The organism is Streptomyces sp. NPDC097595, from assembly GCF_044761525.1.
Lineage (GTDB): Bacteria > Actinomycetota > Actinomycetes > Streptomycetales > Streptomycetaceae > Streptomyces > Streptomyces drozdowiczii_A.
Window position 1 is genome coordinate 1 of the sequence record NZ_JBIWCN010000002.1, and the last position, 26,424, is coordinate 26,424.

Genomic DNA, 26,424 nt, shown 5'->3' on the forward strand with positions numbered 1-26,424 from the left:
CCCTTCAACTAGACCTTGCCTCCGCGGAGGGTGGTGACAGGTTTGCCTCCGCGCTCATCGCGCGCGGCACGAGGGGCAAGCCGGTGCGGATCGGCCCCCGGCCACGCGTCCGCCGTCATCACGCTGCGGAGCTACGCGCATCTGTGGCCGGGGAAAGAAGCCCGCACCCGGTCCGCCATGGACGCCGTATCGGCGGCCTGCGGACCGGGTGCGGATCGGCAGGGAGTCTGACCGCAGGGTCAGCCGGCCTAACCAGAGATCAGGCCTTCTTGGTCTCCTAGTAATGGGCCGGGTCGGCGACCTGCAGGGATTCTCCCTGCGGGGCGTTGACCTGGCCTTTTACTGTTGGCTGGCGATGGGATGCGACGGTCCTGACTGGGTGTCCTGCGGACTGTGTGCGGACTGCCGACGCGGCTGCGGATCAGGCCGAAGTCAGCGCCGCTGCCTCATTCCCGTGGGAGGCCAGAAATGAAATCCCCTTCGCGCAGTCGCGCCGGATAGGAAGCCACTCCGTGGCTTACCCGACCGAACCGAGGGGTGTCAGGACGCGCGAAGCGCTTCTGGGAGAAAGCGGTCGATCTCTGAGCTGCTGAACGTCATGTCCTCGTCGATCTGAAGGGCTCGCTGGGCTGCGCGGTAGGCGGGACTCGGTGTGTCGGGCGCCAGCCGATAGATGTGGTTCAACTTATCGAGCAGCTCGTCCCTGCGGCGCGGGATGTCTACAGCCTGTGGGTCGGTCTGTATGTCTGTGAGCAGGTGCAGATACAGCTCCCGTATGTACCAAAGCTCCTTGGCGGCGGCCCTGTGTTGCTCCGCGGCCTGTTCCGGGTTGAAGCTGAGCTGAAAGATGGTGAAGGCGAGTGCCAGGGCGGACGCAACGCTGCTGATGTATAGAAGGTTGCGCTCGTTCGTGATCACAGAGGTCAGCAGCGTTCCGGAGGTCAGCGTCAGCAGGATGATGTTGACCCACTTGGCCCGCTCAGCCTTGGTGGCCTCCAGCTCCCGGGCCTTCTCGTGCGTCTTGTGTGAGTAGACGACGCGGCCGAATGCTTCCCGGATAGCCTGGATGTTTGCCGAGTGCCCGGTGCTCGGGCTAGAACTCATACTGACCCCCGAAAATCTTGCGCCACTCCGTTGCGGCGCTGAGCGGCCTGTCGGCCAGTTCGTACTCACATGCCTTGATTGCCCGTCCGTGGGCGCTCTGCGCCTTGCTCAGCCAGGCGTCACCGTACTGCTTCTTCTCACTGGTGCCAGGAATCATGTGCCAAGAGTTGGCCTTCTTGATGAGCTCGGCGAAGAAGTCACGCACCATCCAGTCGTAGTAGGTCGTGGACGACTGGGCGTGCTCCCACTCCGTCAAGAACTCCACGCTTCGAAGTTCCAGGACCAGCGACTTGATCGGCACCGAGCAGTGTGTCTGCCACACCTTCATCATCTGGATGAGACTGCGAGTGTTGCCGTTGGTCTTGCTGTCGGAATCGGCGACAAAGGCGATCTCCGTGTTGTGGTCGACGTGCTGCCAGCTTCCGCCCTCGTGGGTATTGGGCACGATCATCCCGCCGCCTCGCTGATGCCAACCGGGCAGCACCTCTACTGTGTGTCCGGTAGCGAAGTCGACCACCACGACTTGGCCGTCGCCGCCGATTTCGGTTCGCGAGTAGCGCTGCAGGAGAAGGCGGCGGATGTCTTGCAGGAGTGCCGACTGCCCATTGCGTGTGTACCCGGTGTAACGAGCGAGCTCGTGGATGGGCATGAAGAACAGGACGTCGACGTCCCGTGGCGGCCGTACTGCCGTCCCCTTCCCGTACGAGCCAATCACCATCCGTGAGGCATCCGTGTATGGCGCGTTGCTGTAGTGCCCGTGCAGTTTGCGGGCTATAGCGTTGACGCTCGTCAGCGCTGCTGCCCGTTGATTATTCGTCACCTTGATGTTGCTCAGGAACTTGTCGAACCTGCTCGCCGTGCTCAAGGCCGCCGCCCCCTTACTCGTACCGGAGGGATGAGCGTAGAGGTCGTCACTGACAAATGGGCGGCTTTCCGGCGAGACCATCAGGTGCTATGACCAACCCTCCAGGGGCACGTGGGGTCCGTCTGCGCCCGTCGGAGCAGCAGAAAGCCCCCCTCGCACAGAGGGGGGCGTACGGGCGCTCTTGGCGTTACTTCATCGAGCTGATGAAAGCCGTCCAGGCCGGCCGGGAGGCGTTCAGCTCCGGACCGGCCGCGTCCTTGTGCTTGGAGTCGCGGACCATGACCTGAGGCAGGTTGTCTGCGACCTCCACGCACGCGTCGTTGCTGGAGCCGCTGTAGGAGGACTTGCGGTAGGTCGGCTGCTCGCTCACTTGAACCTCTTCAGTACTTCGTGGATTCGGCCGGTGGAGTCACGGGCGCTCAACGCCTCCTCGGCAAGGCGATCATAGACCCGCTGGTACTGCATGACCGTCGCTGTTTCCTCAGAGTAGCTACCCGTTCCGAAGCCTTCTGTGTACGTGGCCCGGCGGCCGCTGTTGAGGGTGAGGAGGGTGAATGATCCGCTGACGATGGCGGCTGTGAACGGCAGAACCCGGACGCTGATGTTCGGCTGCTCCTGCGCCTTCAGCAGGTGCTCGAGCTGCTCGCGGGCGACCTCGGGTTCCCCCATGTCGCAGTGCAGTACGGCCTCGTAGATGATCGCCGTCAGCCACGGCTGATGCTCTCCGCTCAGCACGCGGCGAGCGCGTTCCATGCGCTGATCCACGATGTGCTGGATACGCCGGGGGTCGCCGGCTTGTCCGGCCAGTACCAGGGCTCGGGCGTACCCGGGTGTCTGGAGAAGGCCAGGGACTATCAGGCCGAAGTCGTAGAGCATCGTTGCCTCGGGGAGGCGACGGATGTAGGGCCTGGCGTAGTCGTTGACGTTCTCCTGGTTCAGGATGCGAACCAGGTTGACGAGGGAATCGGGGTCGAGGCCCAGGGTTCCTTCGAGCTTCTGTGCCAGGTCCGTGTCGGGCGGGACCTCGCCTGTCTCCACCTCGGAGATCCGGCTCTGCGACGTGTACGTGCGCTTGGCGACGAAAGCCTGGCTCCAGGGTGCGTCCTTGAAGTCGCCCTTCTCCTTGGCCTCCTGCTGTCGCCTCAGGCGGGCGTCCTGAACCATCCTGCCGATGTACTGCTCCAGCCCCTGGCTTGGGTCTACATCCCTCGTCTTTGTCATATGCCGGATATCCCGATCGCCGCCCGGTACTCAACTCCTAGTGATCGTAGGGCTACTGGGGGCATCTTGGGAGGGCCGAAGGAAGGCAACGGAACGCCGGGACGCAGGAGAAGCCAGGAGCCGCTATGTCGCACCCCCCGAACGAGGCCCAACAGGCGCCAGCTCTGAATCCCGCAGCCGCGATCACCCTCGCTGACGAGACGCTGCGTCTCCAGCTCGGGACCACCACACTCCCCGCGATGCAAGTGCAGGTCGTGCTTCTGGTGGCGCAGATTCGCTGCTTCTTCGAGGTCGGTCTGCCCGAGGATCAGGAGGAGGCCGACGCGCAGCGCCAGGAGATCCTCCCGCTCCTTGATGAAGTGCCCGCCGGGGATGACGTGGCCTGGCGTACGTGGACGCGCATGCGGGCGCTGGGCCGCGTTCTGCGGCGGCACGTTGCCCAGTACACCAACCGGAAGCTTGGCGAGGACCGAGACCCGGGGGACGACACCCCGAGGGAAGTGCCGGCAGCTACTGGCAGGGGCGTGCCCAAGGGCGTCTACCGGGTTCCTACCGTCCTGGAGATGCGGCGTGCTCAGCAGTGGCTGAACCGTTCGGCGGGAGGGCACCAGTGATCGGGACGGCCGCCGTGGCTCGCGCGGTCAGCGACTACATGCACCGCCGCCCCGGGGAGACCCTGGCGCTCGCCCCGTTGTGGCAGACGCTCTCCCAGCACGCGAAGGCGGGGACCTGCCACCACCGGGGAACGTGCCCGATCGTGACGGCGAGCCCGATCGTGCTCAACGAGCGTCAGGAAGTGCTGGTGCTCGGGGTCGGGCGCGGCACCGTAAGGATTCCCGAGGCTCGGTTCGAGGATGGGTGGGACACCCTCGCTGAAGCGGCTTCGATGCTGGCGCGAGCCCTTGGAGTTCATGAGTTGTGGACTCAGCCGGGTTGCGAAGACCCGGTTCAACTCCACGCGGCTCGCGCGGATGCTCAAGACGGTGAGCGTATGCGGGTCGCGGCCCGTTACCTGTTTCGCACGCGTGCCGGCCTCTGCCACTTCGCTCCGGGCGCCCCTCAGACGTGGGTGCCGTTGGCTCAGGCGGACATCGAGCTGGCCACGCGTGTCCATGCCCTCGTCGCTGAGGTGCCCCTGTGAGCCGACAGGCGCCCGAGTGGACATACCTCAGCGTTCTGGCGGGCCTCACGGTTCTGCTCGTCGTCGGAATCTGGGCAAGCCGATGAACGGCAGTCATGTGCTTACGACTGTCACCGTGACCCCTGCGCAGGTTCGTGCCGGGGACCTCGTTCGCTGTGAGGGGGCGTGGCGAACGATCCGGGATCTCCGCCGCACCGGGCGCGGCGGAAGGGCTGCCGTGATCAACGGCCTACCGGGCGTCTGGAAGCTCCCCAGCACCTTCGACGTGATGCGTCCTGCCCGACGAAGTTAAGGCTCCGTCCCGGTGAGAGCGCAGCTCTCCCCGGAGGCGGTAGTCGGCCCTCGGCCCGCTCTGTCCGCCCCTCCTCCACGCGGCAGACGGATCGGGCCGAGGCCCCGACACCCTCTCCAATCGCGAAGGAAGAACGAATGAAGTCCACCATTCCCCTCGCCCTCGCCCTGGCCCTGGGTACGGCTGTCGGTGCTGCGCACCTGGTGCTCACGGCCAGGCACCACCGCGACGTGCGGCATCTCGGATTGGCGCAGATGCATGGCGAGCTGATCCGGGACACGGCCGCGAACCCGGAGTTCAACCAGATCACGAACTACCCCTACCTGGAGGACCTGGACGACTCGACTCGTGCGCGGCTCATTCACACGAACAGGTGGGTCAGCCTCTGGAGCACGATGCTCCGTCTGCGTTTCATGCCGCTCAACAGCATGCGTCAGGTGGCGGCTGAGTTCATGAGGAGCCCTGTGGGCCGCCAGTTCTGGGAACAGGCTCGCGACCATCGCCGCATCACGGCGCGCGACAAGCACGACGCGGCCTTCAACAGCCTCATGAACGAGGCGTATCAGGAGGCCCGTGCCGACGCGGCCTGACCGTCAATCTCCCGCCCGGCTGCTGCGTGACGGTCGCGGCCGGGCGGGTTCGCCCAAGCCAGAAGAGCACCGATGTCATTCGAACCGCACGACCTGGTGGGGGCCCTGACCACTGGCCCTCCCATTTCACCGCACACCCCGCAGGCCATAGGAGGAGCATTGCGCACCCCACGCTTATCGGTCCGGAACTATCTCGGTGGGCCGGGACTCACCCCCCAAGACCTCACGATGGTCTTCCTGATGCGCGAGGGCGACGACAGGGCAGCCAGCTCAATGCCCACGCGCACGGTGGGAGAGGCCGTCGAAGACGCGCAAATGATCCAGGACCTGGGCATGCGGTCCGTCAAGGTGTTCGCGGGCTCGCGTCTCCGGGACGGCCACGCCTCGCAGGCCACCTCTCCCACGGGGCTCATGGCCCGTACGATCGCGGCCGTGAAGAAGTCCGCGCCTGGGCTCGCGGTCATGGCCGAGACGTGCGTGTGCTCCCACACCGACTCGGGTGAGTGCTGGCTCGCCAACGAGCGTGACGGCGGCATGGACCTCGTGAGGACCACCGAGGTCCTTGCGGCCCAGGCAGTGATGCAAGCCGAGGCCGGCGCCGACATCGTTGGACCCGCGGCGATGATCCCGGGCTCGGTCCAGGCCGTCCGCGAAGCCCTGGACGACGCCGGGCACCGTGACGTGGCGATCATGCCGCACCTCATCTTCGAGTCCGGGCTCTACCAGGGCTACCGGGCAACGATGGGGGCCACCCCTCAGTCCGGGATGCGGGCCTTCCAGATCAATCCGCAGCGGCCGGAGATGGCCGTGCACTTCGCCCTTGAGATGGTTCGTGAGGGCGCGGACATGATCCTTACGGAACCTGCGCTGCACACCGTCGACACCCTCGTCCGCCTCAAGGACAAGGTCCCTGTGCCCGTGGTTCCGTTCTCCGTGTCGGGAGAGTACCTGCGCCTCACGGACCGCCAGCCGGACGGGGCACTCGACGTGAGCGGCCTGGTTGAGGCGTACACCGTCCTCAAGCGGGCCGGTGCCGATCGGATCATTACGTACGGTGCGATGGAAATCGCACGCAGGCTTAAAGGCTCCTGATCGCCGAGAGGATGTCGGCGGCGCCCTGGTTCAGCAGGTCTGCCGCAACAGCGAAGCCAAGCTTCTCCGGCTCGTCCGCCGGCCCAGTGGCTTCCGCGGTTACCTGCTGAGTCCCATCGGTGGACGTTACGGCGGCCGACAGGTGCAGCAGTCCGTCCTGCTCCACCCGCCCCCATGCGCCGACGGGGACGGAGCATCCGCCATGCAGATCGGCAAGCAAGGCGCGCTCCGCTCGTACGCAAGCATCGACGTCGCTGTTCCCGGTAGCAGCGAGCAGTCGTGCGGCCGGCGAGTCTGTACGGACCTGGATTCCGAGTGCGCCTTGCCCGGGTGACGGGAGGAAGAGGCGTGGGTCCAGAACCTCGTGGATCTCGGGCGTCAGCCCGAGTCGATTCAGTCCGGCAGCGGCGAGAACCACCGCGTCGAGCGAGCCCTTGGTGGTTCGGGCAAGCCGCCCTGGCACGTTTCCCCGGATCGGCACGACGTTGAGGTCGGGGCGGAGCGCGAGGAGCTGGGCCACGCGGCGGGGCGCCCCTGTGCCCACGGTCGCCCCTTCGGAGAGACCGGCCAGGGTCGCCCCGCAGAGCACATCGCGTACGTCTTCACGCGGGCCAGGCGTGGTCAGAAGGGTCGTTCCTTCGGTAACGGCCGTGGGGAGGTCTTTCAAGGAGTGCACGATCACGTCGACCTTGCCCGTGACCAAGGCTGCCTCTTGGTTGGTGGAAAAGGCGGACCCGCCGGCCGTCTTGGCGACCTCCGCGAGCGTGGGCGTGACGCGGTCCTGGTCGCCGCCTTCGAGGATGACCTCGCGCTTGAAGGCGACTTCCGGGAACCGCCCGACCAGAGGCGCCAGCCATTCGCTGACCTGCGTCCTCGCCAGCTTGCTAGCCCTGGAGCCGATGCGCACCACGTCGCCCATTCAGGTCAACTCCTCGCGATAGCAGTCCCGTTGACTCGCAATCGTACTTGCACCAGAACCATGCAGATTCCGACACTTTGTCACTAAAGGAGAAGTTTGTGAGCCTTCGCGTGGGCGCCCGCGCCTCGAAGATGTCCCTCATGCAGACGGCCCCGGTCTTATCCGCTCTCTCCGCTGCCGGCCCCACCATCCTGCGCCCCTTTACCGAAGCGGGTGGAGATCGGTCGGTGGATCGAGCCGCACTGGAGGCGGACGGGGTTTTCTCCGAGGAGATCGAATCTGCCCTGCTGACGGGCGAAATCGATGTCGCTGTTCACTGCCTCAAGGACGCGCCGGCCATCGACACTCCCGGCCTGACAATGTCCGCTTACCTGCGGCGCGACGACATCCGGGACTGCCTGGTCGCCCGCGATCCGGGTCTCACCCTGGCCACCCTCCCCGCTGGGGCGAAGGTAGCCACCGCGTCCTTGCGCCGGACCGCCGCACTGCGCATCCATCGCCCGGACATCAAGGTCGTTCCGATACGTGGGCCGGTGGACGAACGCCTCCGAGCGCTGCACGAGCCCGACAGCTGGATCGACGCGCTGGTCGTCGCCACATGCTCCATGGAACGCCTCGGCCTGCCCCACCTGATCACCGAACGGATCAGCCCGGAGGTGATCTGTCCTCCGCTCGGCGCCGCGATCATCGCCTTCCAGACACGCGAGGACGACAAGGCCACGAGCGAGGCCATCAACTTCCTCCACGACCCCGTTACCGCCACGGAGGCGGAAGCCGAGCGCCTGGTACTCCGCCGGCTGGGCGGCTTCTGCAATGCCCCGCTGGCGGGGTACTGCAGAACGAACCGGGCAACGGAGGCCACCACCTACACGGTTCGCGCCAGATCCTTCACCGTGGACGGCGGTTCCTCGGTCGATGTTCGCCGCACCAGCAGCGACGCCCGGAAGGCGGCCCTGGCCGTGAGCCACGAGCTGACGCGCCTCGGAGCCCAGGCAGTGGCCGCCAAGTCTTGAAGGAAGTACTTGGTGGCCCGGAGGCATACCTGTTCCGGGCCACCAACGAGCGAAGGCCAGGTGGTCAGCGGAAGCATCTCAGCTGACCTCCGGCAGCGGCCTCCTCCTCGGCTCGATGTCCAGTAGCAGGCTCTGGCGCACATGCCGTGGAGCAGTTAACGACCGGCAGAGCGCGCCCTGGGACGTCATCTCGGGCCGTAGCCCGCGCAGCGGCAACTAAGCGCGAATCATGAGCGCGACGCCTGTGGCCAGGGCCGCGACCCCGAGAGCGCAGAGGAGCCCGCCCCAGATCCGCAAGAGCTTCCGCTGAAGGGGCGCATAGCGGAGGAAGTCCATCCCTGGATGCTCGAATCCCAGTCGGTTGAACGTCCGCAGGAGGCCGGGATCGGCGTGGGCAGGGTTGAGGTAGGTGTCCACTGTCCGTTTCGCGATGCCGCGGTAGTCCGTCGCCAGCGCAAGCCCCGCCAGAATCATCCCGGGACCCAGCAGTAGAGGTGCCAAATACATCCGTTCCTCCGGTCCAGGGGTGCGGCAGGTGCACGGTACGCCGGGAGGGGGGAAGGGGCGTCATGCCAGATTCCGGCAATTTGGCGCCGTTCTGATTGCTGGTCAGTCACCGACGAGCAGGCTCGGCCTCTCGTCTACCGGACCGGGCGGAGTGGGCTCCGATCAACCGCCGCTTGCATTGCCTGTCTGGCGGGATGTGCGCCAAAAACCCGTCCTTGAGAGCCCAAGCCATTCTGTCTGCGAATTCGGCGGGCTTCATCACGGCTGGCTTTGTCCACGAGACCGGGCTCTGGCACAACTTCTGTGGAGCTACGCCCACCGGGCCTCTGTCTCCCTCTTGGCAAGCCCCTGACCTGCCGGTCCCCGGCATGCTCCGGCCTCGGACACCGAGCTTCGGCTCGCCACCCCAGAAGTGGTGCCAGAGCCCCAGTTGGAGGCAAGAGAGTCTGGTGCTGTTCGGCTGCCGGACGGCTAGAAGAGGCTGGCCGAGGTGCTCTGCGTGAGGTTCCTGAGGATCGTGCGCAGCCACGGGCTGCGCACGGCTGGTAGCCGGACCAAGGTGTGTTGGAACGTTCCCCGGTCGGCCCGGAACAGGTGATTGGGCAGCAGCGGAAGCGGGTAGTCGCGCAGGACGTCTTCGGCTATGCGGCCCGACGCGGGAACCGGCAAGTTCGGTTCGGGCGAGACCAGCCACAGCCACACCCCAAGCGGCAGGGGCACCAGGTATGCCGGTGTGGTCGGGTCGGCAGGGGTCCAGGTTCGGCCCGTCTGGGGATGGACGGGGGCGAGGAGGATGTCGACGCCCGCGTCCGGGGAGGGCTGCCCCGGACCGGCCAGGACGGCATGCCGCTCCCGGGTGCCTGCCGGAAGCAAGGCGTCGAGCGTGCGTTGGAATACGTCCGCGGCCAGGCCGTCCGGAACTTTCACCGGCTGCCCCTCGGAGGCAATCAGAAGGTGGGCGAGCGCCTGGCCGGCTGCCGCCTCCCACTGCGGACTCCACGACCAGTAGTGGTTCGGCCCCAGCCGTCCTCCCCACGTGGCGATCGGCTCGAACGGGGGCGTTCTCTCCCCCTTCTCTGCCAACTCCGCCCAGGACAGGGGTACGGCGTGGATACCGGCGACGGGGACGCGGTGCACGACGTCTGAGCCGAGTCTCACCATCTGCCAGAGCGAGCAATCGTCGATCCTGGTCCCCACGGGGAGGTCGCATGCCTCACAGGCCATGTTGGGCCCGTCGGTCCCGTCGAGGCCACAGCAAGCACCGCCACGCTTCTCGGGAATCAACCGGGTTCCACGGATATCACCGGGCGCGATGACACTGGCCCCGGGCGTGCCGTCGGACAGGGCATGGACCGGCGCGTAGATGCCGCGTGCCTCAGCCTCGCCCGGATCAATCTCGTCCCACAGCCGCCACGGCCCTCCCCAAGGGTCCGGGTCCACGGCAAAGGTCCCGGATTCCATGAGCACCGGAAGCTGGGCCCCGTTCCCGTACTGCTGACGAGCGTGTACCGGCAGTGAGACCTGGGACAGTGGGACGGTCAGCTCGGCGCCGCATCCCCCACACACGAAAACGAACAAACTTCCTCCGCCTGGGAAACAGACGCATCGTCGCAGCTCACCGGCGGGCGGCCAACATGTTTTCTCATCTGCTGCGGGAAGGGCACCTGCCACCGTCGCGGAGTGTCAACGCAGCGCGAGCAAATGTCAGCCGCCGCCTCGGATCCCGGCAAGCGACTCACTCGGTCTTCGCATTTCACGGTGTGCTGAGGCGCCTCCCGAGGCGGGGCTCTGGCACCACTTCTGGGGTGGCGAGTCGAAGCTCGGTGTCCGAGGCCGGAGCATGCCGGGGACCGGCAGGTCAGGGGCTTGCCAAGAGGGAGACAGAGGCCCGGTGGGCGTAGCTCCACAGAAGTTGTGCCAGAGCCCGAGACTCGACAGCACCACTAAGGGGGTGGCCGGGGCGGGCACCGAGCCCTGACGTACGTTCGAGCCCATGACGCGCGCCCTGAGAAGATCCCGACTGGTGGCCCAGTGAGCGGCTGGTGGGCCTACTTGGAGGAACGGACCTGTCGAGAGGTCGATGCTGATGTGCTGCGCGACTGCCGGCTTTCGGCGGTCAGGTCCGTCTGGGAGGCGCTGCGCCCGTTGGGGGTGGGCCTGCACGAAGCCGAGCGGGTGGTCCACGCGCGATACGAGGCTTTGGGCGACCGCGTACAGTCCACCCCGCCCGATCCGCTGGACCTCCCCTCGCTCGCAGCCCGCGCCGCGGCTCTCCCAGGCCGCGTGGCGGCAGTGGAGGCGCTCTGGGACGGCGATACGGTGCACGACTGGTTCGTGTTCTTGGTCGCGGTCCTGGACGCCCCAGATGGGGAAGGCCACCTGGCGACCGTCTACCACCGATCTGACGGCCCTCCTCCTGGTGTTGCCGCGGCCGAGGCCGGCCGGGCGCTGGCCGGCCACCTTCGCGTGCCTTTCCACTTCCCGTCTCCGGACGTCCCTGATGACGACGCCCCGCGCTGGAGGACGGTCCAACGGCTGGCGGAGGGGACGTGACTGGGGGCATGGACGGAGTGCGGCGACCCCAAGCAGAGGCGTCATCAGTGCCGACTGATTACCTCTGGCCTCGCGGCCACCGGTGTGACCGAGGGGCGTGGGGTGGCGGACGTGGGCGATGTTCCGCTGATCGTGCTTCGACTGCGAGCCGCTTGTGTCCGTCGGTTCGGCTGAGCTGCGATGCGCCAGTTGAGGACCTCGGCGGGGCGCTCCGCACTGTCCAGTTCCCGCTCGGTGCCCACTGTTGCTAGGAGGCGTCGGGGGCTGTGGCCGGCGGTTTCGGCTTGGGCGAGGGTGGTGGTCAGGGCGGTCCAGTTGGGGTCGGTGAGGATCCGGTCGGCGTGGTTGGGGAGTGCCGCGCGCACGTCTTGCTCGTAGCGGTGGGCGGTTGTGGCTCGTGGTGCCCGGCGGGCCAAGTCCGCGAGGACGGGTGTGGCGGCCTGCTGGTATGCCGACTGGAGGTGGCGGAAGGCTTCTTCGGCTGCTGCCGCCTGTTGTTCGTGGCCGCGCTGCTCGTGCCACCTGGTGGCGGCGCGGGCCAGGTGCACGGTGGCGAAGAGCAGCGCGATGGCGAGGCCGCCAGGCTGGTTGGAGGCGTAGGCGAGTTCCTTGGCGGCCTCGCGCAGGGCGGTGGCGGCCTGGTGGTCGGCGCGGGTGGCGGAGCGGCGGGCGCGGTTGAACGCCATTGCCGCCGCTTGTAGTTCTGCCCGGTGGGGGCGGGGTGTGGTGCTGGCGATGTTGTAGAGGGCGTCGCCGAAGGCGGCCAGGTGGCCTTGGGCGGCGGCATCGTCGCCGGAGTCGAGGACGGTGTGCGCCGCGTCTATGGCGGTGGTGGTGTGCCGCCATGGGGCGGTGGAGTCCGCGACGTGCCGGGGGCGGTCCGCCACTTCCTGGTCGGGGAGGCGTTCGCGTAGGCGGTTGATGGAGAGGTCGGGGGCGAGTTTGGAGCCGCCGTACCAAACGGGTTCGCCGGCTGCGTTGGTGTCGCCGGGGGCGGCGAGGCTGTAGCCAATGACGTCGCCGGTCTCGGGGCCGAGGCGTGTTTTGACCTTGATGCCGAGGGACTGGAGCACGGTGAAGTAGTCGGCTTCGTTGCGTACGGCGGCGGCGACCGCGTACGCCTGCTCACGCAGCCAGTGCCGTGCGGTGACCGTCTGGCCCTGGCGTTCGGCCTTGGCGCGTTCGGCGCCGGTGGGGGTGCGGGGCGCGGTGAGGTCGCCGGACTTCAGGCGATGCAGGCCGAACTCGGCTTCGATCTTGCGGCATTCGGCTTGGGCGCGCTGGCCGTCGTGGTGGTTGCGTGGGCGGCGTCCGTCGGCGCGGACGGTGGCGGCCATGATGTGGATGTGGTCGTCGGCGTGGCGTACCGCGATCCACCGGCATGCCTTCTCGTCGCCGTCGGGGGCGATGCCGGTGGCGTGGACGATGCGGCGGGCGACTTCGGCCCACTCGGTGTCGGTGAGGTAGCGGTCGCCGGGCGCGGTACGGACCGGGCAGTGCCAGACGTGCTGGGATGGTTTCTTGCCGCCCAGTTCGCGGGTGCGCAGGTCGACATGGGTGTCGAGGCGCTTGGCGAGCTGGGTGTAGGTGGTCTCGGGGACGCGGCCGGGGTCCGGGGCGCCGGCCATGTCCCAGGCGGCGACGATGTGAGGGTCGGTGTGTTCGTCGCGTCGGCCGGGGCCGAAGAGGTAGGCGATCAGTCCGCGGGTGTCGGAGCCGGTGGAGACGTCAGGAACCATGCGCGGTGCCCTCCGCCAGGAGCTGGTCGATCAGTCGGTAGCTGTTCTCGGCGGCTTGCTCGACGCGGTCCAGCACCGCCTCGGCGCGCTCGGGCACGGTTCCTCGGTGGATGGCCGCGGTGATCTGGTTGAGGTTGCGGCCGATGCGGTCGAGCGCGACGGTGTGTGCCTCGACAGCCGCGATCACTGGGCGGAGGGGATCGTCCTCCGGGCTGCCGACCAGCCCTGCCTTGCCCTGGGCGACGGCGAGGGCGGCGTCACCGACGAATCCGGCGAACTTCTGACCGCGCTGGTGAGCGGCGGCGCTGATCACACCGACCGCTGTCCGCGTGAAGCGGATGGTCTTCTCTTGGTCGCGCTTCTCCACCGTGCGCTTGCGGTTCATCAGCGCGGGTAGGGCGGGGGCGTCGAGATCCCGCCAGGAGGGCAGCTCGACTGACGGGTGGGCGACGGAGTCGGGCACCTGGGGGCAGCTGGTCTCCGCTGCGGCATCCTCCAGCTCGGGCGCCCCCTGGCGCCCGGCCTTCTCCTCCGCCACCCCTGGGGCGGGGGCAAGCGCGGACGAAGCCTCGTTAGAGGCTCGTTCGCTCCAGCTTGCTGCTGATCGGCGGGTCAGGCCGAAGAACCCCTTGCGGCGGCGGGTGGGAGCGTTGTCGGTGCTCGGTTCGGGCATGGCGGTGCTCCGGTGGTCGTGTGCGGTGGGGCTTCGTCACGTCCGTCGCATCCGTCCCGTAGCTGGTCAGCACAGGTACGGAGACCGTTGCAGGTACGGAGTGATCCGTATCGGCGAGGAACTCCGTCCCCGCGCTGACCTGCGCGGGGACGGATGCGACGGATGGATACGGAGCTGGGGTCAGCGAGTGCGCCGGGGGCCGGCAGGCCCGCCGGGCGGGCCGATGGGCGGCGTCCCGGACGGAGAGATCGGTGGCTTGCCCTGGGCCCGACGCGCGAGGGCGTTCTCGTCGGCTGCGGGGGCCGGTGGGGCGGGGTCGGGGCAGTAGCGGGCCCAGGCATCGAGGAACTGGTTGCGGGCGTACGCCTTGGCTTGCCTGCCGTTCTCGAAGCGGTGGTTGGCCGGGCTGATGCCGAAGTCGCGCAGCAGATTGGCGAGGTGGTAGGCGTTCAACCCCTTGGTGCCGTACTCGGCCCACGGCGCCTCGGCGTCCTGGACCAAGGCGGCGAGCAGGTCGTGGCTGCGCATGGCCCCAATGTCGCCCTGCTGCTCGAACACGCGGCGGATATCCCGGAGCAACCGAGTCTTCAGCGTCGTCTGCTCGTCCTGCACCACCTCGTTCCTGGTCATCGCCAGGCAGGCTGCACGGGCCCGGGAAGGCCAGTGCCCGCCGGCCAGGTCGGCGACGATCACCAGCGGCTCCCAAGTATCGGCAGCGCGGTCCTCGACCGGCATCCAGGGAACCAGGCCCCCAGCGGTGCTCCGCAGCGGGGCCAGCCAGGCGGTCAGCCGGTCCCGCAGCGCGTTCAGTTCCGGAACCGAGTACCGCGAGCGGAACGGGGCGATGCGTTCGCCCGGCTTGCGCTTCTGCATACGGAGCACGACCGCCCGGTCCATGATCGTGTCCGGCAGGTCGCCGATCCCCGCGAGCGCTGCCATGGCGAAGGTGGGAAACGCCGTCGGCTTGTGCTCCGGACCGGAGATCCGCCAGGCCGGGCGGTTGCGCTGGTGCCCGGCGTTCAGCAGACCGCGCAGGTCCTCCTTGTCCCCGGCCTTGGGGCCGAAGATGGTGTCGGCCTCGTCCACCAGCAGCGTCGGCGGGTTCTTGCCGATCACGCGGAAGACCACCGCAGGGGAGGTGTTCACCGTCATCATCGGCTGATGGACGGTTTCGTGGAGCACGTCCAGGACGCGGGACTTGCCGCAACCCTTGGTCGGCCCCACCACCGCCAGGCGCGGCGCATGCTGGAGAGCGGGCTGAACATGGGAGGCCGCCACCCACAACGTGACCGCCGACAGCGCCTCCTCGCTCGGCAGCACCACATACCGGCCGATCGCCGCCCGCAGATCGTCCAGTACGACGGCCCCTTCCTGGTCCCCGCCTGCTGTGAGTCCGGCACCCTCACGGCCCCCGGTCCCCGGTCCGGGTTCGCGGAGCGTCCCCGGAGCACCGTGGTCCGCCAGGACCGTTGGTCCGGGTTCGCCAGCCGACTGACCAGAACTCTTCGCCCGGTCCCCGGCTTCCGGAACGGGTTTATGGTCCGGGTTCCCGGTCCGGTCCGACAGGCCGCTGAGCTGCGCGTTCTCCGTCGGTCCGGGTCCCTGGTCCGGGTTGCCCGAAACCTCGGTCCGGGTCTCGGTCGCGGACCGGTCCAGTTCCGGACCGACCGGACCAGCGGCACGGACCGGTCGGTCGCCGGTCTCCGAAGACGGGGACCGGCTGTCCGCTCGGTCCGGACGGTGCCACGGGATGCCCTGGCCGGGGACCGCAGCGGCAGGCCAGACGACCTTGTGGGATGTGTTCGAGGTGGCGGGGGACGTAGAGTCCTCCATCGACGTTCCTCTCAGGTGAGGGACGGGACGGGCAAGGTCCCGCCTTTCACCGGTTCGTTTCGTTCAGGGATGGACGATGGGCAGGGGAATCTCCGGCCCTCGGCGTTGGCGCGCCGGGGGCCGTTGCTGTGTCCGGGACTGCCTGCGGCTCATGAGGCCAGGCCCCACTCGTCTCCGCCATTGGCCAGCGCGCGCTCGTAGCGCAGCAGTTCGGTCCCGGGGTAGAGCACCCGCTTGCCGACCTTGATGCCACGCGGCCCCTTTCCGATGTGGCGCCAGTAGCGGACGGTGCTCTCGGCTGTGCGGTAGCGCTCGGCGACCTCGGCGGTGGTCAGGTATCGCATGCATTCCCATTCGACTAGGTGGTGATTCGATGTGCATAAAGTTGTACCCCAGGATCGGCGGTTACCCAAATCGGGAAGTGCATGTTTCAATTGGGATAGCGATAGTCGTGATGGAGGTTCGATGGCAGGCGAGAAGGCTGAGGGCGGCGAGGTGCCGCTCCTCTACAGCGAAGGCAACGTGGCCGGACGCGTTGCCCTGGAGCGCGAGGTCAGGGGGTGGAGCACGACCGAGCTGGCAGAGCGCGTGACCAGAGCCGGCGTGAAGATGAACCAGACGGCTGTCTGGCGCATCGAGAACGGATCACCCCGAAGGCGGATCAACCTCGATGAGGCGCTCGCCTTCTCCCGGGTCTTCGAGCTACCCCTCGAAGAGCTGATGTCCCCGCCCCTCGAAGGGCTCGACATCGACAGTCGGCGGCTAGTCCAGGAAGCCGTCGAGGCGTTCTACGAGACCCGCGACGCCCGCGACCGCCTGCACCGCGCCGTGGTCGCCGTCGCCGACCACATCAAGGCCCATCCGGACAGCTCGCGGGCGATCCACGAGCAGTGCCTCCGCCTCATGGGCGACGAGCGGGACGCCCGTGTCCTCAGTGGCGACATCGAGGACGGCGGCCACTACTGACAACCGAGACGAAGGAGAGGCCACTTGGCCAACGTTCAGAAGCGCCCCACCGGCAAGTGGCGGGCCCGATACCGCGACCTTGACGGCAAGGAGCACGCACGCCACTTCGACCGGAAGCTCGACGCCCAGCGCTGGCTCGACGAGGTCACGACCAGCATGGTCACCGGCCAGTACGTCGACCCCCGCGCCGGCCGCGTCACCTTCGAGAAGTACGCCGAGAGGTGGCAGGGCTCGCTCATCGCGAGCGAGGCGGGTGAGCGCATCACCGACAACGCGCTGCGGCTCCACCTCGTACCCGCGCTCGGCGCCCGCTCCATGGCGGCGATACGCCGCAACGACATACAGGTGCTCTTCAAGCACCTGTCCGACCAGCTTGGCCCCGGCAGCGTGCGGAACGTCTACGACGTCCTCGTGCGCGTCATGACGGCGGCCGTGGACGACAAGGTCATCGCTTCCAGCCCGTGCCGCCGGATCACCCTTCCGGTCATGTCGGACGAGGAGGTCACTCCGCCCACCGTCGCCCAGGTCGAGGCCATGGCGCGGGTGATGCCGCCGTACATCCGTGCAGCCGTCGTCACGCTCGCCGGATCAGGTCTGCGAATAGGAGAGTTGCTCGGTCTCAAGGTGGCGGACGTCGACTTCAAGGCCGGCACCGTCCGCGTCGAGCGGCAGCGGCTTCAGTCCGGGAAGATCGGCGCGCCGAAGACCGCCAAGTCCCGGCGCACGGTCCCGGTCGGCGAGGTCGTCACCGACGCGCTCCTCGCGCATCTCGCCGCACGGCCCTCCAAGGAGTGGCTGTTCACCATGGAGGAGGGGGAGCCGCTCAACTACCGGCGGTGGAAGACCGAGTGGAACTGCGCCCGCAGGGCGCTACAAGCGGAGGAGAGCAAGGCGGCCAAGTGTGACGGCCGCAAGCCCGTCGAGCTGCCGCACATGGTGACCCACGACCTGCGGCACTTCTACGCCTCCGCGCTCATCGCGGGCGGCGCGAGCGTCAAGCAGGTGCAGGTGGTCCTCGGCCACGCGTCCGCCGTCATCACGCTGCGGATCTACGCGCACCTGTGGCCGGGCGAAGAAGACCGCACCCGGTCCGTGATGGACGCCGTGCTCGGCGGCCTGCGGACCGGGTGCGGACAGGTAGGCGACGTGACCAGCGAAACCGCAGGTCAGACGGCCTAACCAGAGATCAGGCCTTCTTGGTCTCCCAGAAGATCTTGTCGATCTCCGCGATCAGGTCCAGCGCCTTCTGGCCCGTGGCCGGGTCGTTCGAGCCCTTGGCGGCCGAGAGGGCCTTCAGGGTGTCGTTGACCAGCTGGTGCAGCTCCGGGTACTTCTCGAAGTGCGGGGGCTTGAAGTAGTCGCTCCACAGGACCGAGACGTGGTGCTTCGCGAGCTCGGCGCGCTGCTCCTTGATCAGGACCGCGCGCGTGCGGAAGTCCGCGTCCTCGTTGGCCTGGTACTTCTCCTGGACGGCCTTGACGGACTCCGCCTCGATGCGGGCCTGGGCCGGGTCGTACACGCCGCAGGGGAGGTCGCAGTGGGCGCTGACCTTCACCTTGGGGGCAAACAGGCGGGAAAGCATTGAGCTGTCCTTCCTCGTGATCGTCTTCTCAGGTGGGACATTACTCCGTGAGAACCCTGTTTCAGCGAGTGCCCCCGGGGGCTTAGGCCAAAAGTCCGGGATGAGTGTGGGTCCAGTGGCCGAATGTACGAAACCCTGTGAGGAACGGAGATGAGGGAGGTGCCGGACGTGCCGGAACCGGCCGAGGAGCAGCCCGCGCGAGGGCTGGCGGGGCGGGTGCCGTTCCAGGTGGTGGAGGTGACCGGGCCCTCGATGGTGCCCACGCTCCATCACGGGGACTGGCTGCTCGTGCAGTACGGGGCGCCGGTGCGCCCCGGTGACGTGGTGATCCTGCGCCATCCGTTCCAGCAGGACCTGCTGGTGGTGAAGCGGGCCGTGGAGCGGCGGACCGGGGGCTGGTGGGTGCTGGGGGACAACAGTTACGCGGGCGGGGACAGCACGGACTACGGGACCGTGCCCGAGGAGCTGGTGCTGGCCCGGGTCCGGGCCCGGTACCGGCCGCTGACGAAGGATCAGCGCTCGGTGCGCGGAGTGGTGGCCTGGGCGGTCTCCGCGCTGCGCCCGGTGTCGGCGGCGCGCTCCGTCTCCAGGCGCTTGCGGGCCCGGTAGGCCGCCACGTTCGCCCGGGTCGCGCAGCGGTCCGAGCAGTAGCGGCGGGAACGGTTGGTCGAGGTGTCGAGGTACGCGTTGCGGCACGGCGCGGCCTCGCACAGCCCGAGCCGGTCCACGCCGTACGAGGTGAGGTGGAAGGCCAGGCCCATGGAGGCGATCGCGGCGTATCCCGCGGTCGCGTTGGACGGGTGGTCCGCCAGATGCATGTGCCAGTCCGGCCTGCCGTCCTCGTCGCGCTCCTCGTGCCCGGAGATCTGCGGGCTGACCGGGAACTCCATCAGCAGCGAGTTCAGCCGGTCCACCGCGAGCCGCTCGTCCCCGGTGTCCGCCGCCTCGAACACCGCGCGCAGCCGGGCCCGTACCGAACGGAACCGGGTCACGTCCGCGTCGGTCGCCCGCCGGGCCGCCTGGCCGCTCGGGCCGAACAGCTCCCGGACCGCGTCGACCGAGGTGAGGGCGTCCGTGTTCCGGGCCGGGTGCTCGGTGTTGACCAGGCGCACGGCGTAGTCCGCGTAATAGGCCAGTTCCACGAGGTGTCCTTACGGCGTCGGTCCAGGGGCGGTGCGAAGCGGGCGTAATGGGTCGCTCAGCGTACAGGGTATTACGGAGGAGGGGCGGGGTGTCCGGGAGGTCGCGGCGCCGCCCGAAAATACCTCCGTACACGCCGCAACCCGCCGTGCCTGCCGGCGCACTGGAAGGGTGAGACGGTCCGCACCCGCGGGCCGGGGGAAGGACAACCGGATGCGGAGCGATGACCACGCCGCGCTGCACGCCTTCGTGGAGGGCAGGCGCACCGCCCTGTTCCGCAGCGCGTTCCTGCTCTGCGGCGACCGCCACGAGGCCGAGGACCTGGTCCAGACGACCCTGGTCAAGGTGGTGCTGGGCGGCCGGCGGCACGGGCGGCTCGACAACATCGAGGCGTACGCACGCAAGACCCTGGTCAACACCTTCATCGCGAGCCGCCGCCGGTTCTGGCGCCGCGAGCAGGCGTACGGGGAGCTGCCCGAGCGGGCCGTCGAGGCACCCGACACCGACACCGGCCTGGCGGTACGGGCGGCTCTCGCCCGGCTCACGCCCAGGCAGCGGGCGGTCCTGGTGCTGCGCTACTGGGAGGACCTGAGCGTCGAGGCCACGGCCGCGACGCTCGGGATGCGGGAGAACACGGTCAAGAGCCACACGGCTCGGGGGTTGGCGGCGCTGCGCGCCGAGATGGCGGAGGTATTGGTATGAACGACGTGCGTGAGCTGCTGGGGAGGGCCGCCGATGACGCCGGACGGCCCGTCATCAGCACCGAGGCGGTGTACGCGAAGGCCGGGCGGGTCCGGAGGCAGCGGCGGGCCGCGGTGTCGGCGACGGCGGTGTGCGCGGTGGCGGCGGGGGCGTTCCTCGTACCCCAGCTCACCTCCTCCCCGGCCACCCCGCAGACCTCGTCCGTGGCCTCGTCGGCCAAGGCGCCCGCCGCCACCGAGCGGGACGCCCGGCTGGCCGCGCTGCTGCCGGAGGGGGTCGGCACGGTCGAGGAGGTGTCGTTCGCCGACATCATCAAGCACGCCTCGCCCCTGCCGCCCGAGCCCCCCAGGACCGGGCCGCTGGACGGGCAGTACGCGGTCCGCCGGGACGGCGGCGTCGGCTACCTGACCATCGACGTCATGGACGCGAAGGCCGTGGCGAAGAAGCTCGGTGGCGGGTCGCCCGTCGTGAACCTGTGCAAGCCGACGAACGGCGAGCCGGCCCCCGACAACTGCGTGCGCGAGGAGCTGTCCGGCGGGCGGGTGCTCACCATCTGGAGCGACGAGATGAACTACGGCGACGGCACCCCGCAGTGGGGGCCGGAGCTGGCAGCCCGGCTCACCCTGGCGGACGGTTCGCTGGTGGGCGTACGCGACAGCACCGGCTTCGAGGCCGATGTCGTCCAGGGACCGCTGCTGAAGTCCCCGCCGCTCACCCGCGCGCAGCTGCGCGAACTGGTGTTGCGTCCGGAGCTGCTGCCGAAGCGGTGACCCCGTACGGAAGAAGGGCGGTACGGACCCCGGGGTCCGTACCGCCCTTCTTCCGTACCGCCTAGAGCACCTTCGACAGGAACGACTTCGTCCGGTCGTGCTGCGGATTGCCCAGGACGTCGCGCGGGTGGCCCGACTCGACCACCACGCCGTCGTCCATGAAGACCAGCGCGTCGCCGACCTCGCGGGCGAAGCCCATCTCGTGCGTGACGACGATCATCGTCATGCCGTCCTCGGCGAGGCCCCGCATCACGTCGAGCACATCACCGACGAGCTCGGGGTCGAGCGCCGAGGTGGGCTCGTCGAAGAGCATCAGCTTCGGCTCCATGGCCAGCGCCCGGGCGATGGCCACCCGCTGCTGCTGCCCGCCGGAGAGCTGCGAGGGGTAGTTCCCGGCCTTGCCGCGGAGGCCGACCCGGTCGAGCAGCCGCTCGGCACGGGCCCGGGCGACCGCCTTGGCCTCGCGGCGCACCTGGACGGGCGCCTCCATGACGTTCTCCAGCGCCGTCATGTGCGGGAACAGGTTGAAGCGCTGGAAGACCATGCCGATGTCCCGGCGCTTCAGGGCGACTTCGCTGTCCTTGAGCTCGTAGAGCTTGTCGCCCTTCTGGCGGTAGCCGACCAGCTCGCCGTCGACGTACAGCCGTCCGGCGCTGATCTGCTCCAGGTGGTTGATGCACCGCAGGAACGTCGACTTGCCGGAACCGGACGGGCCGATCAGGCAGAAGACCTCCTGCGGGGCGACCTCCAGGTCGATGCCCTTGAGGATGTGCGCGGCGCCGAAGGACTTGTGGACGCCCTCGGCCTTCACCATCGCGGTCATGCGATGCCTCCCTTCGGGCGGCCCACCGAGAGCACGGTGGCCCTCAGCTTCTGGAACGGGGTCGGCGGCAGGCTGCGACTCGATCCCCGCGCGTAGTACCGCTCCAGGTAGTACTGCCCGACGCTCAGCACCGAGGTCATGATCAGATACCAGGCGGCGGCGAGGAAGTACATCTCCACCGGCGACCCGGAACCGCTCCCGATGTCCTGGGCGTTCTTGAAGAGTTCGTAGAACTGCACCGCCGCCACGAGTGAGGTCGTCTTCAGCATGTTGATGACCTCGTTGCCCGTGGGCGGCACGATCACCCGCATGGCCTGCGGGATCACGACGCGCCGGAGGGTCTTGGCGTGGCTCATGCCCAGCGCGTGCGACGCCTCGGTCTGGCCCTCGTCCACCGAGAGCAGACCGGCCCGGCAGATCTCCGCCATGTACGCGGCCTCGTTGAGGCCGAGCCCGAGCAGCGCCGTGAGCAGCGGCGTCATGAAGCTGGACCAGTAGTCCTTGTAGATCGGCCCGAGGTTGATGTACTCGAAGACCAGACCCAGGTTGAACCACACGAACAGCTGCACCAGGACGGGCGTGCCCCGGAAGAACCAGATGTAGAACCACGCGATGGACGAGGTCACCGGGTTCTTCGACAGCCGCATCACGGCGAGCAGGACGCCGCCGACCACACCGATCAGCATCGACAGGGCGGTGAGCAGCAGGGTCTGGCCCACGCCGTCGATGATGCGGTCGTCGAAGAAGTAGTCCGGGATCGCGCCCCAGTTGATCTTGCCCTGGCTGAAGGCGTAGACGATGGAGGCGAGCAGGGCGATGGCGACCAGCGCCGAGACGTACCGGCCGTAGTGCCGGACCGGGATGGCCCGGATGGCCTCCGGTGCGGGTGCCGCCGCCGTGGCGGAGGATGCGGGCGGCTCGTCGGCCGGTCCCGTCTTCTTGATGTCAGTCACGGCTGATGCCTTTCAGTGCCGGATCGGGTCAGGACCCGCCGTTCACCTTGGCCTCGGTGACCGCACCGGCCTCGACGCCCCACTTGGCGATGATCTTGTCGTACTCGCCGCTCTTGATGATCTCGTCCATGGCCGCCTTGATGGCCTGGGTGAGCTTGTCGTTGCCCTTGGCGATCGCGATGCCGTACGGGGCCGCCTCGACCTGGTCGCCGACGATCTGGAAGTCCTTGCCGCCGCCCGAGGTCTTCACCGCGTACGCGGCGACCGGGAAGTCGGAGGAGCCGGCGTCGGCGCCGCCCGAGCGGATACGGGTCTGGGCCTCCAGGTCCGTGTCGTACGCCTCGATGGCGATCTTCTTGCCGCCGGCGCACTTCTTCGACTCGTCCTTGGCCAGGTCGTGCGAGACGGTGTTGCGCTGGACCGCGATCTTCTTGCCGCAGAGGTCGGACCAGGTCTTGATGCCCTGGTCGTCGCCCTTCTTGGTGTAGATCGAGACACCGGCGGTGAAGTAGTCGACGAAGTCGACGCCCTCGCCGACCTTCTTCTTCGTCTCGGGGTCGATGCCCTCCTGGCGCTCCTTGCTGTCCGTCATCGCCGACATCGCGACGTCGTACCGCTTGGCGCGCAGGCCGGTGACCAGGGTGTCGAACGTGCCGTTCTCGAACTTGAACTCGACACCCAGCACCTTGCCGAGCGCGTCGCCGAGGTCGGGGTCGATGCCCGCGGTGGTGCCGGACTTGTCCTTGAACTCGACCGGCGGGTAGGCGATGTCGGAGCCGACGCGGATGACGCCCTTGGACTTGATGTCCGCGGGGAGCAGGTCGGCGGGGGAGGCCGTGCCGGCGGAGGCGCCGGTGCTCGCCTTGGTCGATCCGTCGCCGTCGTTGTTCTTCGTCTGGTCACCACAGGCGGTCAGCAGCATGGTGCCCGCGACCGCGAGGGCGCCGACCGCGGCGATGCGGGTGGTCGCGGCCGTACGACGGGTGAAGCGTGCGGTCATGTTCGGGTTCCTCCGGCAGGTGGGGGTGGTTCGCCAGGGCGGTAATGAAACACGGCATCGGGTATCGCCGCCTTGTGTGATTACGGCATGTTGCCATGTGGATTAGCCCGAACAGGGGGCCCGGCATGTCAAAATCGGGTAACGGGTGATCCCCGAACCTCTTGAGGCCGGTACACCAAGGCCGGACCTTTTATGGGGTTTGCTTCTCATGACCGGAGGATCTGCGGCGCGTCTCGCGTGCCGGACTCAGCTCCGGCACAAGGCTGACCTGTTGAAATGGCAGCCCACTATGAGTCATGTCACGGAGCGCATATGGACTCGTCCGTGACCAGGTCCGTCCGGTAAGAAAGACCTTTACACCCCTCATCCGGGGCTCAGGGCGCGTGTGCGGCGCGCCCGCGCGTACGTACCTCCCCCTGCCGGGGCGGGCCAACCGCCAGGCGCAGGGCACGTACGCGGGTCCGCCCACCCCTCCTCAACCAGGAGTGGCCACCCTCAAACGATGAAGACTTAAGGGGTCAACACCATGGCAGCGGAGATCGTCAATCCTCGCAGCGACAGCAGTACCGACAGCACCACCGACGAGCCGTTCGATCCGGCCTTCGCGCTCCACCGGGGCGGGAAGATGGCCGTGCAGTCCACCGTCCCGATCCGGGACCGGGACGACCTGTCCCTCGCGTACACGCCGGGCGTGGCGAAGGTGTGCAGCGCGATCGCGGAGCAGCCGGAGCTCGTCCACGACTACACCTGGAAGTCGCAGGTCGTCGCCGTCGTCACGGACGGCACGGCGGTGCTCGGCCTCGGCGACATCGGTCCCGAGGCGTCCCTCCCCGTGATGGAGGGCAAGGCCATCCTCTTCAAGCAGTTCGGCGGGGTGGACGCGGTGCCGATCGCGCTCGCGACCACCGACGCGGACGAGATCGTGGAGACGGTCGTCCGGCTCGCGCCCTCCTTCGGTGGGGTGAACCTGGAGGACATCTCGGCGCCGCGCTGCTTCGAGATCGAGCGCAAGCTCCAGGAGCGGCTGGACATTCCGGTCTTCCACGACGACCAGCACGGCACGGCCGTCGTCACGCTGGCCGCTCTGCGCAACGCCGCGAAGCTGTCCGGGCGCAGCCTGGGCGACCTGCGCGCGGTGATCTCCGGCGCGGGTGCGGCGGGCGTGGCCATCGCGAAGTTCCTGCTGGAGGCGGGGCTCGGCGATGTGGCCGTCGCGGACCGCAAGGGCATCGTGAGCCGGGACCGCGAGGACCTGACCGACGTCAAGCGGGAGCTGGCGGAGCTCACCAACCGGGCGGGCATCTCCGGCCCCCTGGAGGTGGCGCTCGCCGGCGCCGACGTCTTCATCGGCGTTTCCGGCGGTACGGTGCCGGAGGCGGCGGTCGCCTCGATGGCGCCGGGGGCCTTCGTCTTCGCGATGGCCAACCCCAACCCGGAGGTCCACCCGGACATCGCCCACAAGTACGCGGCCGTCGTCGCGACGGGGCGGTCGGACTACCCGAACCAGATCAACAACGTGCTGGCGTTCCCGGGGATCTTCGCGGGGGCGTTGCAGGTGCGGGCGTCCCGGATCACGGAGGGCATGAAGATCGCTGCGGCCAACGCGTTGGCCGACGTGGTCGGCGATGAGCTGGCGGCGGATTACGTGATCCCGTCGCCGTTCGACGAGCGGGTGGCCCCGGCGGTGACGGCCGCGGTGGCGGCGGCGGCGCGTGCGGAGGGCGTGGCCCGGCGCTGAGGCGGTACGGGGGCGCTGCCCCCGTACCCCCGCTCCTCAATCGCCGGAGGGGCTTGATTGTGGCCGCGCGGCCACTTCCAGCCTCGCCGGCGTTTGAGGCGCGGGGGCCGGGGAGGAGCGGGCCCGCCGCAGGCGCCCCCGACGCGCGGTGCGGGTCACAGTCGCAGGCGGTTACGTGTCGGTACGGTGACGCCTATCGTCGGCGGCATGTTCGCCGCCTACGCAGCCACCCTGGACCCCGCCCACCCCCTCAACGGTCTGGAGCTGGGCGACCGCCCGGCCCCGCAGGACCGGCCGGGATGGACCACCGTCGACGTCCGGGCCGCCTCCCTCAACCACCACGACCTCTGGTCCCTGCGCGGCGTCGGCCTCGCCGAGGACAAGCTGCCGATGATCCTCGGGTGCGACGCCGCCGGGATCGACCAGGACGGCAACGAGGTCGTCCTGCACTCCGTCATCGGCCAGACCGGGCACGGGGTCGGGCCCGACGAGCCCCGGTCCATCCTCACCGAGCGCTACCAGGGCACGTTCGCGGAGCGGGTCACCGTTCCCACGTACAACGTGCTGCCGAAGCCCAAGGAGCTGAGCTTCGAGCAGGCCGCCTGCCTGCCGACCGCCTGGCTCACCGCGTACCGGATGCTGTTCACCAACGCCGGGGTGCGCCCCGGGGACTCCGTGCTCGTGCAGGGCGCCGGCGGCGGGGTCGCGACCGCCGCGATCGTGCTCGGCCGGGCGGCCGGGCTGCGGGTCTACGCCACCAGCCGCGACGAGGCCAAGCGCAGGCGGGCCGTCGAGCTGGGCGCCGTCGAGGCGTTCGAGGCGGGCGCCCGGCTGCCGCACCGGGTGGACGCCGTCATCGAGACGGTCGGCGCCGCCACCTGGTCCCACTCCGTCAAGTCGCTGCGCCCCGGCGGCACCCTGGTCATCTCCGGCGCCACCAGCGGCGACCGCCCCTCGCACGCCGAGCTGACCCGGATCTTCTTCCTGGAGCTGAAGGTCGTCGGCTCGACCATGGGCTCCAAGGACGAGCTGGAGGACCTGCTCGCCTTCTGCGCCACCACCGGCGTGCGTCCCGTGATCGACGAGGTGCTGCCCCTGGACCGTGCCCGGGAGGGCTTCGAACGCCTCGCGGCGGGCGACCAGTTCGGGAAGATCGTGCTCACTGTCAACAGCGGTTGACAAGGCTGTGATGTCAACGTAAGTTGACA

General features: G+C 68.6%; 28 protein-coding genes. 13 read left to right on the forward strand and 15 right to left on the reverse strand.

Going from position 1 to position 26,424, the window contains the following annotated elements; translation table 11 throughout:
- Positions 1–540: 540 nt before the first annotated feature.
- From ACIQZN_RS02635 to ACIQZN_RS02650, 4 genes are all read right to left on the reverse strand, one after another.
- The gene (locus ACIQZN_RS02635; RefSeq protein WP_403987413.1) at positions 541–1,104 is read right to left on the reverse strand and encodes an SLATT domain-containing protein; all 564 of its coding nucleotides are present in this window, start codon (positions 1,102–1,104) and stop codon (positions 541–543) included.
- The gene (locus tag ACIQZN_RS02640; RefSeq protein WP_403987416.1) at positions 1,094–1,969 is read right to left on the reverse strand and encodes a nucleotidyltransferase; all 876 of its coding nucleotides are present in this window, start codon (positions 1,967–1,969) and stop codon (positions 1,094–1,096) included. The genes ACIQZN_RS02635 and ACIQZN_RS02640 overlap by 11 nt, the downstream gene beginning before the upstream one ends.
- 187 nt (positions 1,970–2,156) lie before the next feature.
- Positions 2,157–2,339, reverse strand: a complete 183-nt coding sequence (locus tag ACIQZN_RS02645) for a DUF397 domain-containing protein (protein WP_403987419.1) — start codon at positions 2,337–2,339, stop codon at positions 2,157–2,159.
- Positions 2,336–3,190 carry a helix-turn-helix domain-containing protein gene (locus ACIQZN_RS02650; protein ID WP_403987423.1) on the reverse strand — a complete coding sequence of 285 codons (855 nt, stop codon included), beginning with the start codon at positions 3,188–3,190 and terminating at the stop codon, positions 2,336–2,338. The genes ACIQZN_RS02645 and ACIQZN_RS02650 overlap by 4 nt, the downstream gene beginning before the upstream one ends.
- 125 nt (positions 3,191–3,315) lie before the next feature.
- Between ACIQZN_RS02650 and ACIQZN_RS02655 the strand changes: the two genes are divergently transcribed.
- From ACIQZN_RS02655 to ACIQZN_RS02670, 4 genes are all read left to right on the forward strand, one after another.
- The gene (locus ACIQZN_RS02655; RefSeq protein WP_403987426.1) at positions 3,316–3,804 is read left to right on the forward strand and encodes a hypothetical protein; all 489 of its coding nucleotides are present in this window, start codon (positions 3,316–3,318) and stop codon (positions 3,802–3,804) included.
- A complete protein-coding gene (locus ACIQZN_RS02660; RefSeq protein WP_403987429.1) occupies positions 3,801–4,331 on the forward strand; it encodes a hypothetical protein in 531 nt (176 codons plus the stop codon). The genes ACIQZN_RS02655 and ACIQZN_RS02660 overlap by 4 nt, the downstream gene beginning before the upstream one ends.
- A 429-nt stretch (positions 4,332–4,760) precedes the next feature.
- The gene (locus ACIQZN_RS02665; protein ID WP_403987432.1) at positions 4,761–5,213 is read left to right on the forward strand and encodes a DUF6082 family protein; all 453 of its coding nucleotides are present in this window, start codon (positions 4,761–4,763) and stop codon (positions 5,211–5,213) included.
- Positions 5,214–5,285: 72 nt separating this feature from the next.
- Positions 5,286–6,305, forward strand: a complete 1,020-nt coding sequence (locus tag ACIQZN_RS02670; RefSeq protein WP_403987435.1) for a hypothetical protein — start codon at positions 5,286–5,288, stop codon at positions 6,303–6,305.
- On the opposite strand, the gene hemC (ACIQZN_RS02675) is transcribed toward ACIQZN_RS02670, so the two are convergent.
- Positions 6,292–7,224, reverse strand: a complete 933-nt coding sequence (gene hemC, locus ACIQZN_RS02675) for a hydroxymethylbilane synthase (RefSeq protein ID WP_403987438.1) — start codon at positions 7,222–7,224, stop codon at positions 6,292–6,294. The two genes, ACIQZN_RS02670 and hemC (ACIQZN_RS02675), sit on opposite strands and share 14 nt — an antisense overlap.
- Positions 7,225–7,322: 98 nt before the next feature.
- Here hemC (ACIQZN_RS02675) and hemC (ACIQZN_RS02680) point away from each other — a divergent pair, with 98 nt between their 5' ends.
- Positions 7,323–8,237 carry a hydroxymethylbilane synthase gene (gene hemC / locus ACIQZN_RS02680; RefSeq protein WP_403987441.1) on the forward strand — a complete coding sequence of 305 codons (915 nt, stop codon included), beginning with the start codon at positions 7,323–7,325 and terminating at the stop codon, positions 8,235–8,237.
- A 978-nt stretch (positions 8,238–9,215) separates the two neighbouring features.
- Here the strand turns inward: hemC (ACIQZN_RS02680) and ACIQZN_RS02685 are convergent.
- Positions 9,216–10,322: a hypothetical protein gene (locus ACIQZN_RS02685; RefSeq protein ID WP_403987444.1), complete on the reverse strand. Its 1,107-nt coding sequence runs from the start codon at positions 10,320–10,322 to the stop codon at positions 9,216–9,218.
- A gap of 453 nt (positions 10,323–10,775) precedes the next feature.
- Here ACIQZN_RS02685 and ACIQZN_RS02690 point away from each other — a divergent pair, with 453 nt between their 5' ends.
- Positions 10,776–11,297: a hypothetical protein gene (locus ACIQZN_RS02690; RefSeq protein WP_403987447.1), complete on the forward strand. Its 522-nt coding sequence runs from the start codon at positions 10,776–10,778 to the stop codon at positions 11,295–11,297.
- A gap of 44 nt (positions 11,298–11,341) precedes the next feature.
- Here the strand turns inward: ACIQZN_RS02690 and ACIQZN_RS02695 are convergent, their stop codons facing one another.
- The 4 genes from ACIQZN_RS02695 to ACIQZN_RS02710 all read right to left on the reverse strand — a co-directional run bounded on the left by ACIQZN_RS02695 (position 11,342) and on the right by ACIQZN_RS02710 (position 15,886).
- Positions 11,342–13,036: a relaxase/mobilization nuclease domain-containing protein gene (locus tag ACIQZN_RS02695; protein WP_403987450.1), complete on the reverse strand. Its 1,695-nt coding sequence runs from the start codon at positions 13,034–13,036 to the stop codon at positions 11,342–11,344.
- Positions 13,026–13,574, reverse strand: a complete 549-nt coding sequence (locus tag ACIQZN_RS02700) for a hypothetical protein (RefSeq protein ID WP_403988427.1) — start codon at positions 13,572–13,574, stop codon at positions 13,026–13,028. Before ACIQZN_RS02700 ends, ACIQZN_RS02695 begins: the two co-directional genes overlap by 11 nt.
- 315 nt (positions 13,575–13,889) lie before the next feature.
- Positions 13,890–15,173, reverse strand: coding sequence for a DUF3631 domain-containing protein (locus tag ACIQZN_RS02705; RefSeq protein WP_403988429.1), 1,284 nt, complete (start codon positions 15,171–15,173; stop codon positions 13,890–13,892).
- A gap of 518 nt (positions 15,174–15,691) precedes the next feature.
- On the reverse strand, positions 15,692–15,886 hold the full coding sequence (locus ACIQZN_RS02710) for a helix-turn-helix domain-containing protein (protein WP_403987453.1): 195 nt from the start codon (positions 15,884–15,886) through the stop codon (positions 15,692–15,694).
- Positions 15,887–16,007: 121 nt separating this feature from the next.
- On the opposite strand from ACIQZN_RS02710, the gene ACIQZN_RS02715 reads away from it, so the two are divergent.
- Both ACIQZN_RS02715 and ACIQZN_RS02720 read left to right on the forward strand, forming a co-directional pair.
- Positions 16,008–16,508, forward strand: a complete 501-nt coding sequence (locus ACIQZN_RS02715) for a helix-turn-helix transcriptional regulator (protein ID WP_403987456.1) — start codon at positions 16,008–16,010, stop codon at positions 16,506–16,508.
- Positions 16,509–16,532: 24 nt separating this feature from the next.
- On the forward strand, positions 16,533–17,687 hold the full coding sequence (locus tag ACIQZN_RS02720) for a tyrosine-type recombinase/integrase (RefSeq protein ID WP_403987459.1): 1,155 nt from the start codon (positions 16,533–16,535) through the stop codon (positions 17,685–17,687).
- Between the two features lie 7 nt (positions 17,688–17,694).
- Here the strand turns inward: ACIQZN_RS02720 and sodN are convergent, their stop codons facing one another.
- On the reverse strand, positions 17,695–18,090 hold the full coding sequence (gene sodN, locus ACIQZN_RS02725) for a superoxide dismutase, Ni (protein WP_073963998.1): 396 nt from the start codon (positions 18,088–18,090) through the stop codon (positions 17,695–17,697).
- Between the two features lie 150 nt (positions 18,091–18,240).
- Here sodN and sodX point away from each other — a divergent pair, with 150 nt between their 5' ends.
- Positions 18,241–18,699 carry a nickel-type superoxide dismutase maturation protease gene (gene sodX / locus ACIQZN_RS02730; RefSeq protein WP_403987464.1) on the forward strand — a complete coding sequence of 153 codons (459 nt, stop codon included), beginning with the start codon at positions 18,241–18,243 and terminating at the stop codon, positions 18,697–18,699.
- On the opposite strand, the gene ACIQZN_RS02735 is transcribed toward sodX, so the two are convergent.
- A complete protein-coding gene (locus tag ACIQZN_RS02735; protein WP_403987467.1) occupies positions 18,603–19,232 on the reverse strand; it encodes a CGNR zinc finger domain-containing protein in 630 nt (209 codons plus the stop codon). The two genes, sodX and ACIQZN_RS02735, sit on opposite strands and share 97 nt — an antisense overlap.
- Before the next feature lie 211 nt (positions 19,233–19,443).
- Between ACIQZN_RS02735 and ACIQZN_RS02740 the strand changes: the two genes are divergently transcribed.
- A complete protein-coding gene (locus ACIQZN_RS02740) occupies positions 19,444–19,932 on the forward strand; it encodes a SigE family RNA polymerase sigma factor (protein ID WP_403987470.1) in 489 nt (162 codons plus the stop codon).
- The gene (locus ACIQZN_RS02745) at positions 19,929–20,702 is read left to right on the forward strand and encodes a hypothetical protein (protein ID WP_403987473.1); all 774 of its coding nucleotides are present in this window, start codon (positions 19,929–19,931) and stop codon (positions 20,700–20,702) included. Before ACIQZN_RS02740 ends, ACIQZN_RS02745 begins: the two co-directional genes overlap by 4 nt.
- A 61-nt stretch (positions 20,703–20,763) precedes the next feature.
- On the opposite strand, the gene ACIQZN_RS02750 is transcribed toward ACIQZN_RS02745, so the two are convergent.
- Genes ACIQZN_RS02750 through ACIQZN_RS02760 form a run of 3 tightly spaced genes read right to left on the reverse strand, consistent with a single transcriptional unit; the run spans position 20,764 to position 23,478 of the window.
- Positions 20,764–21,516, reverse strand: coding sequence for an amino acid ABC transporter ATP-binding protein (locus ACIQZN_RS02750; protein WP_403988431.1), 753 nt, complete (start codon positions 21,514–21,516; stop codon positions 20,764–20,766).
- 5 nt (positions 21,517–21,521) lie between these two features.
- Positions 21,522–22,478, reverse strand: a complete 957-nt coding sequence (locus ACIQZN_RS02755) for an amino acid ABC transporter permease (protein WP_403987476.1) — start codon at positions 22,476–22,478, stop codon at positions 21,522–21,524.
- 28 nt (positions 22,479–22,506) lie between these two features.
- A complete protein-coding gene (locus tag ACIQZN_RS02760) occupies positions 22,507–23,478 on the reverse strand; it encodes an ABC transporter substrate-binding protein (RefSeq protein ID WP_403987479.1) in 972 nt (323 codons plus the stop codon).
- A 526-nt stretch (positions 23,479–24,004) separates the two neighbouring features.
- On the opposite strand from ACIQZN_RS02760, the gene ACIQZN_RS02765 reads away from it, so the two are divergent.
- A complete protein-coding gene (locus ACIQZN_RS02765) occupies positions 24,005–25,216 on the forward strand; it encodes an NADP-dependent malic enzyme (protein ID WP_403987482.1) in 1,212 nt (403 codons plus the stop codon).
- A 207-nt stretch (positions 25,217–25,423) separates the two neighbouring features.
- Positions 25,424–26,395: a zinc-binding dehydrogenase gene (locus tag ACIQZN_RS02770; RefSeq protein ID WP_403987485.1), complete on the forward strand. Its 972-nt coding sequence runs from the start codon at positions 25,424–25,426 to the stop codon at positions 26,393–26,395.
- The last annotated feature ends 29 nt before the right edge of the window (positions 26,396–26,424 follow it).

Coding starts and splice junctions, on each gene's coding strand:
- ACIQZN_RS02635 (WP_403987413.1), bottom strand. CDS start 1,104: ATGAGTTCTAGCCCGAGCACCGGGCACTCGGCAAACATCCAGGCTATC.
- ACIQZN_RS02650 (WP_403987423.1), bottom strand. CDS start 3,190: ATGACAAAGACGAGGGATGTAGACCCAAGCCAGGGGCTGGAGCAGTAC.
- ACIQZN_RS02655 (WP_403987426.1), top strand. CDS start 3,316: ATGTCGCACCCCCCGAACGAGGCCCAACAGGCGCCAGCTCTGAATCCC.
- ACIQZN_RS02665 (WP_403987432.1), top strand. CDS start 4,761: ATGAAGTCCACCATTCCCCTCGCCCTCGCCCTGGCCCTGGGTACGGCT.
- ACIQZN_RS02670 (WP_403987435.1), top strand. CDS start 5,286: ATGTCATTCGAACCGCACGACCTGGTGGGGGCCCTGACCACTGGCCCT.
- hemC (WP_403987438.1), bottom strand. CDS start 7,224: ATGGGCGACGTGGTGCGCATCGGCTCCAGGGCTAGCAAGCTGGCGAGG.
- ACIQZN_RS02695 (WP_403987450.1), bottom strand. CDS start 13,036: ATGGTTCCTGACGTCTCCACCGGCTCCGACACCCGCGGACTGATCGCC.
- ACIQZN_RS02710 (WP_403987453.1), bottom strand. CDS start 15,886: ATGCGATACCTGACCACCGCCGAGGTCGCCGAGCGCTACCGCACAGCC.
- ACIQZN_RS02715 (WP_403987456.1), top strand. CDS start 16,008: ATGGCAGGCGAGAAGGCTGAGGGCGGCGAGGTGCCGCTCCTCTACAGC.
- sodN (WP_073963998.1), bottom strand. CDS start 18,090: ATGCTTTCCCGCCTGTTTGCCCCCAAGGTGAAGGTCAGCGCCCACTGC.
- sodX (WP_403987464.1), top strand. CDS start 18,241: ATGAGGGAGGTGCCGGACGTGCCGGAACCGGCCGAGGAGCAGCCCGCG.
- ACIQZN_RS02740 (WP_403987470.1), top strand. CDS start 19,444: ATGCGGAGCGATGACCACGCCGCGCTGCACGCCTTCGTGGAGGGCAGG.
- ACIQZN_RS02745 (WP_403987473.1), top strand. CDS start 19,929: ATGAACGACGTGCGTGAGCTGCTGGGGAGGGCCGCCGATGACGCCGGA.
- ACIQZN_RS02750 (WP_403988431.1), bottom strand. CDS start 21,516: ATGGTGAAGGCCGAGGGCGTCCACAAGTCCTTCGGCGCCGCGCACATC.
- ACIQZN_RS02760 (WP_403987479.1), bottom strand. CDS start 23,478: ATGACCGCACGCTTCACCCGTCGTACGGCCGCGACCACCCGCATCGCC.
- ACIQZN_RS02765 (WP_403987482.1), top strand. CDS start 24,005: ATGGCAGCGGAGATCGTCAATCCTCGCAGCGACAGCAGTACCGACAGC.
- ACIQZN_RS02770 (WP_403987485.1), top strand. CDS start 25,424: ATGTTCGCCGCCTACGCAGCCACCCTGGACCCCGCCCACCCCCTCAAC.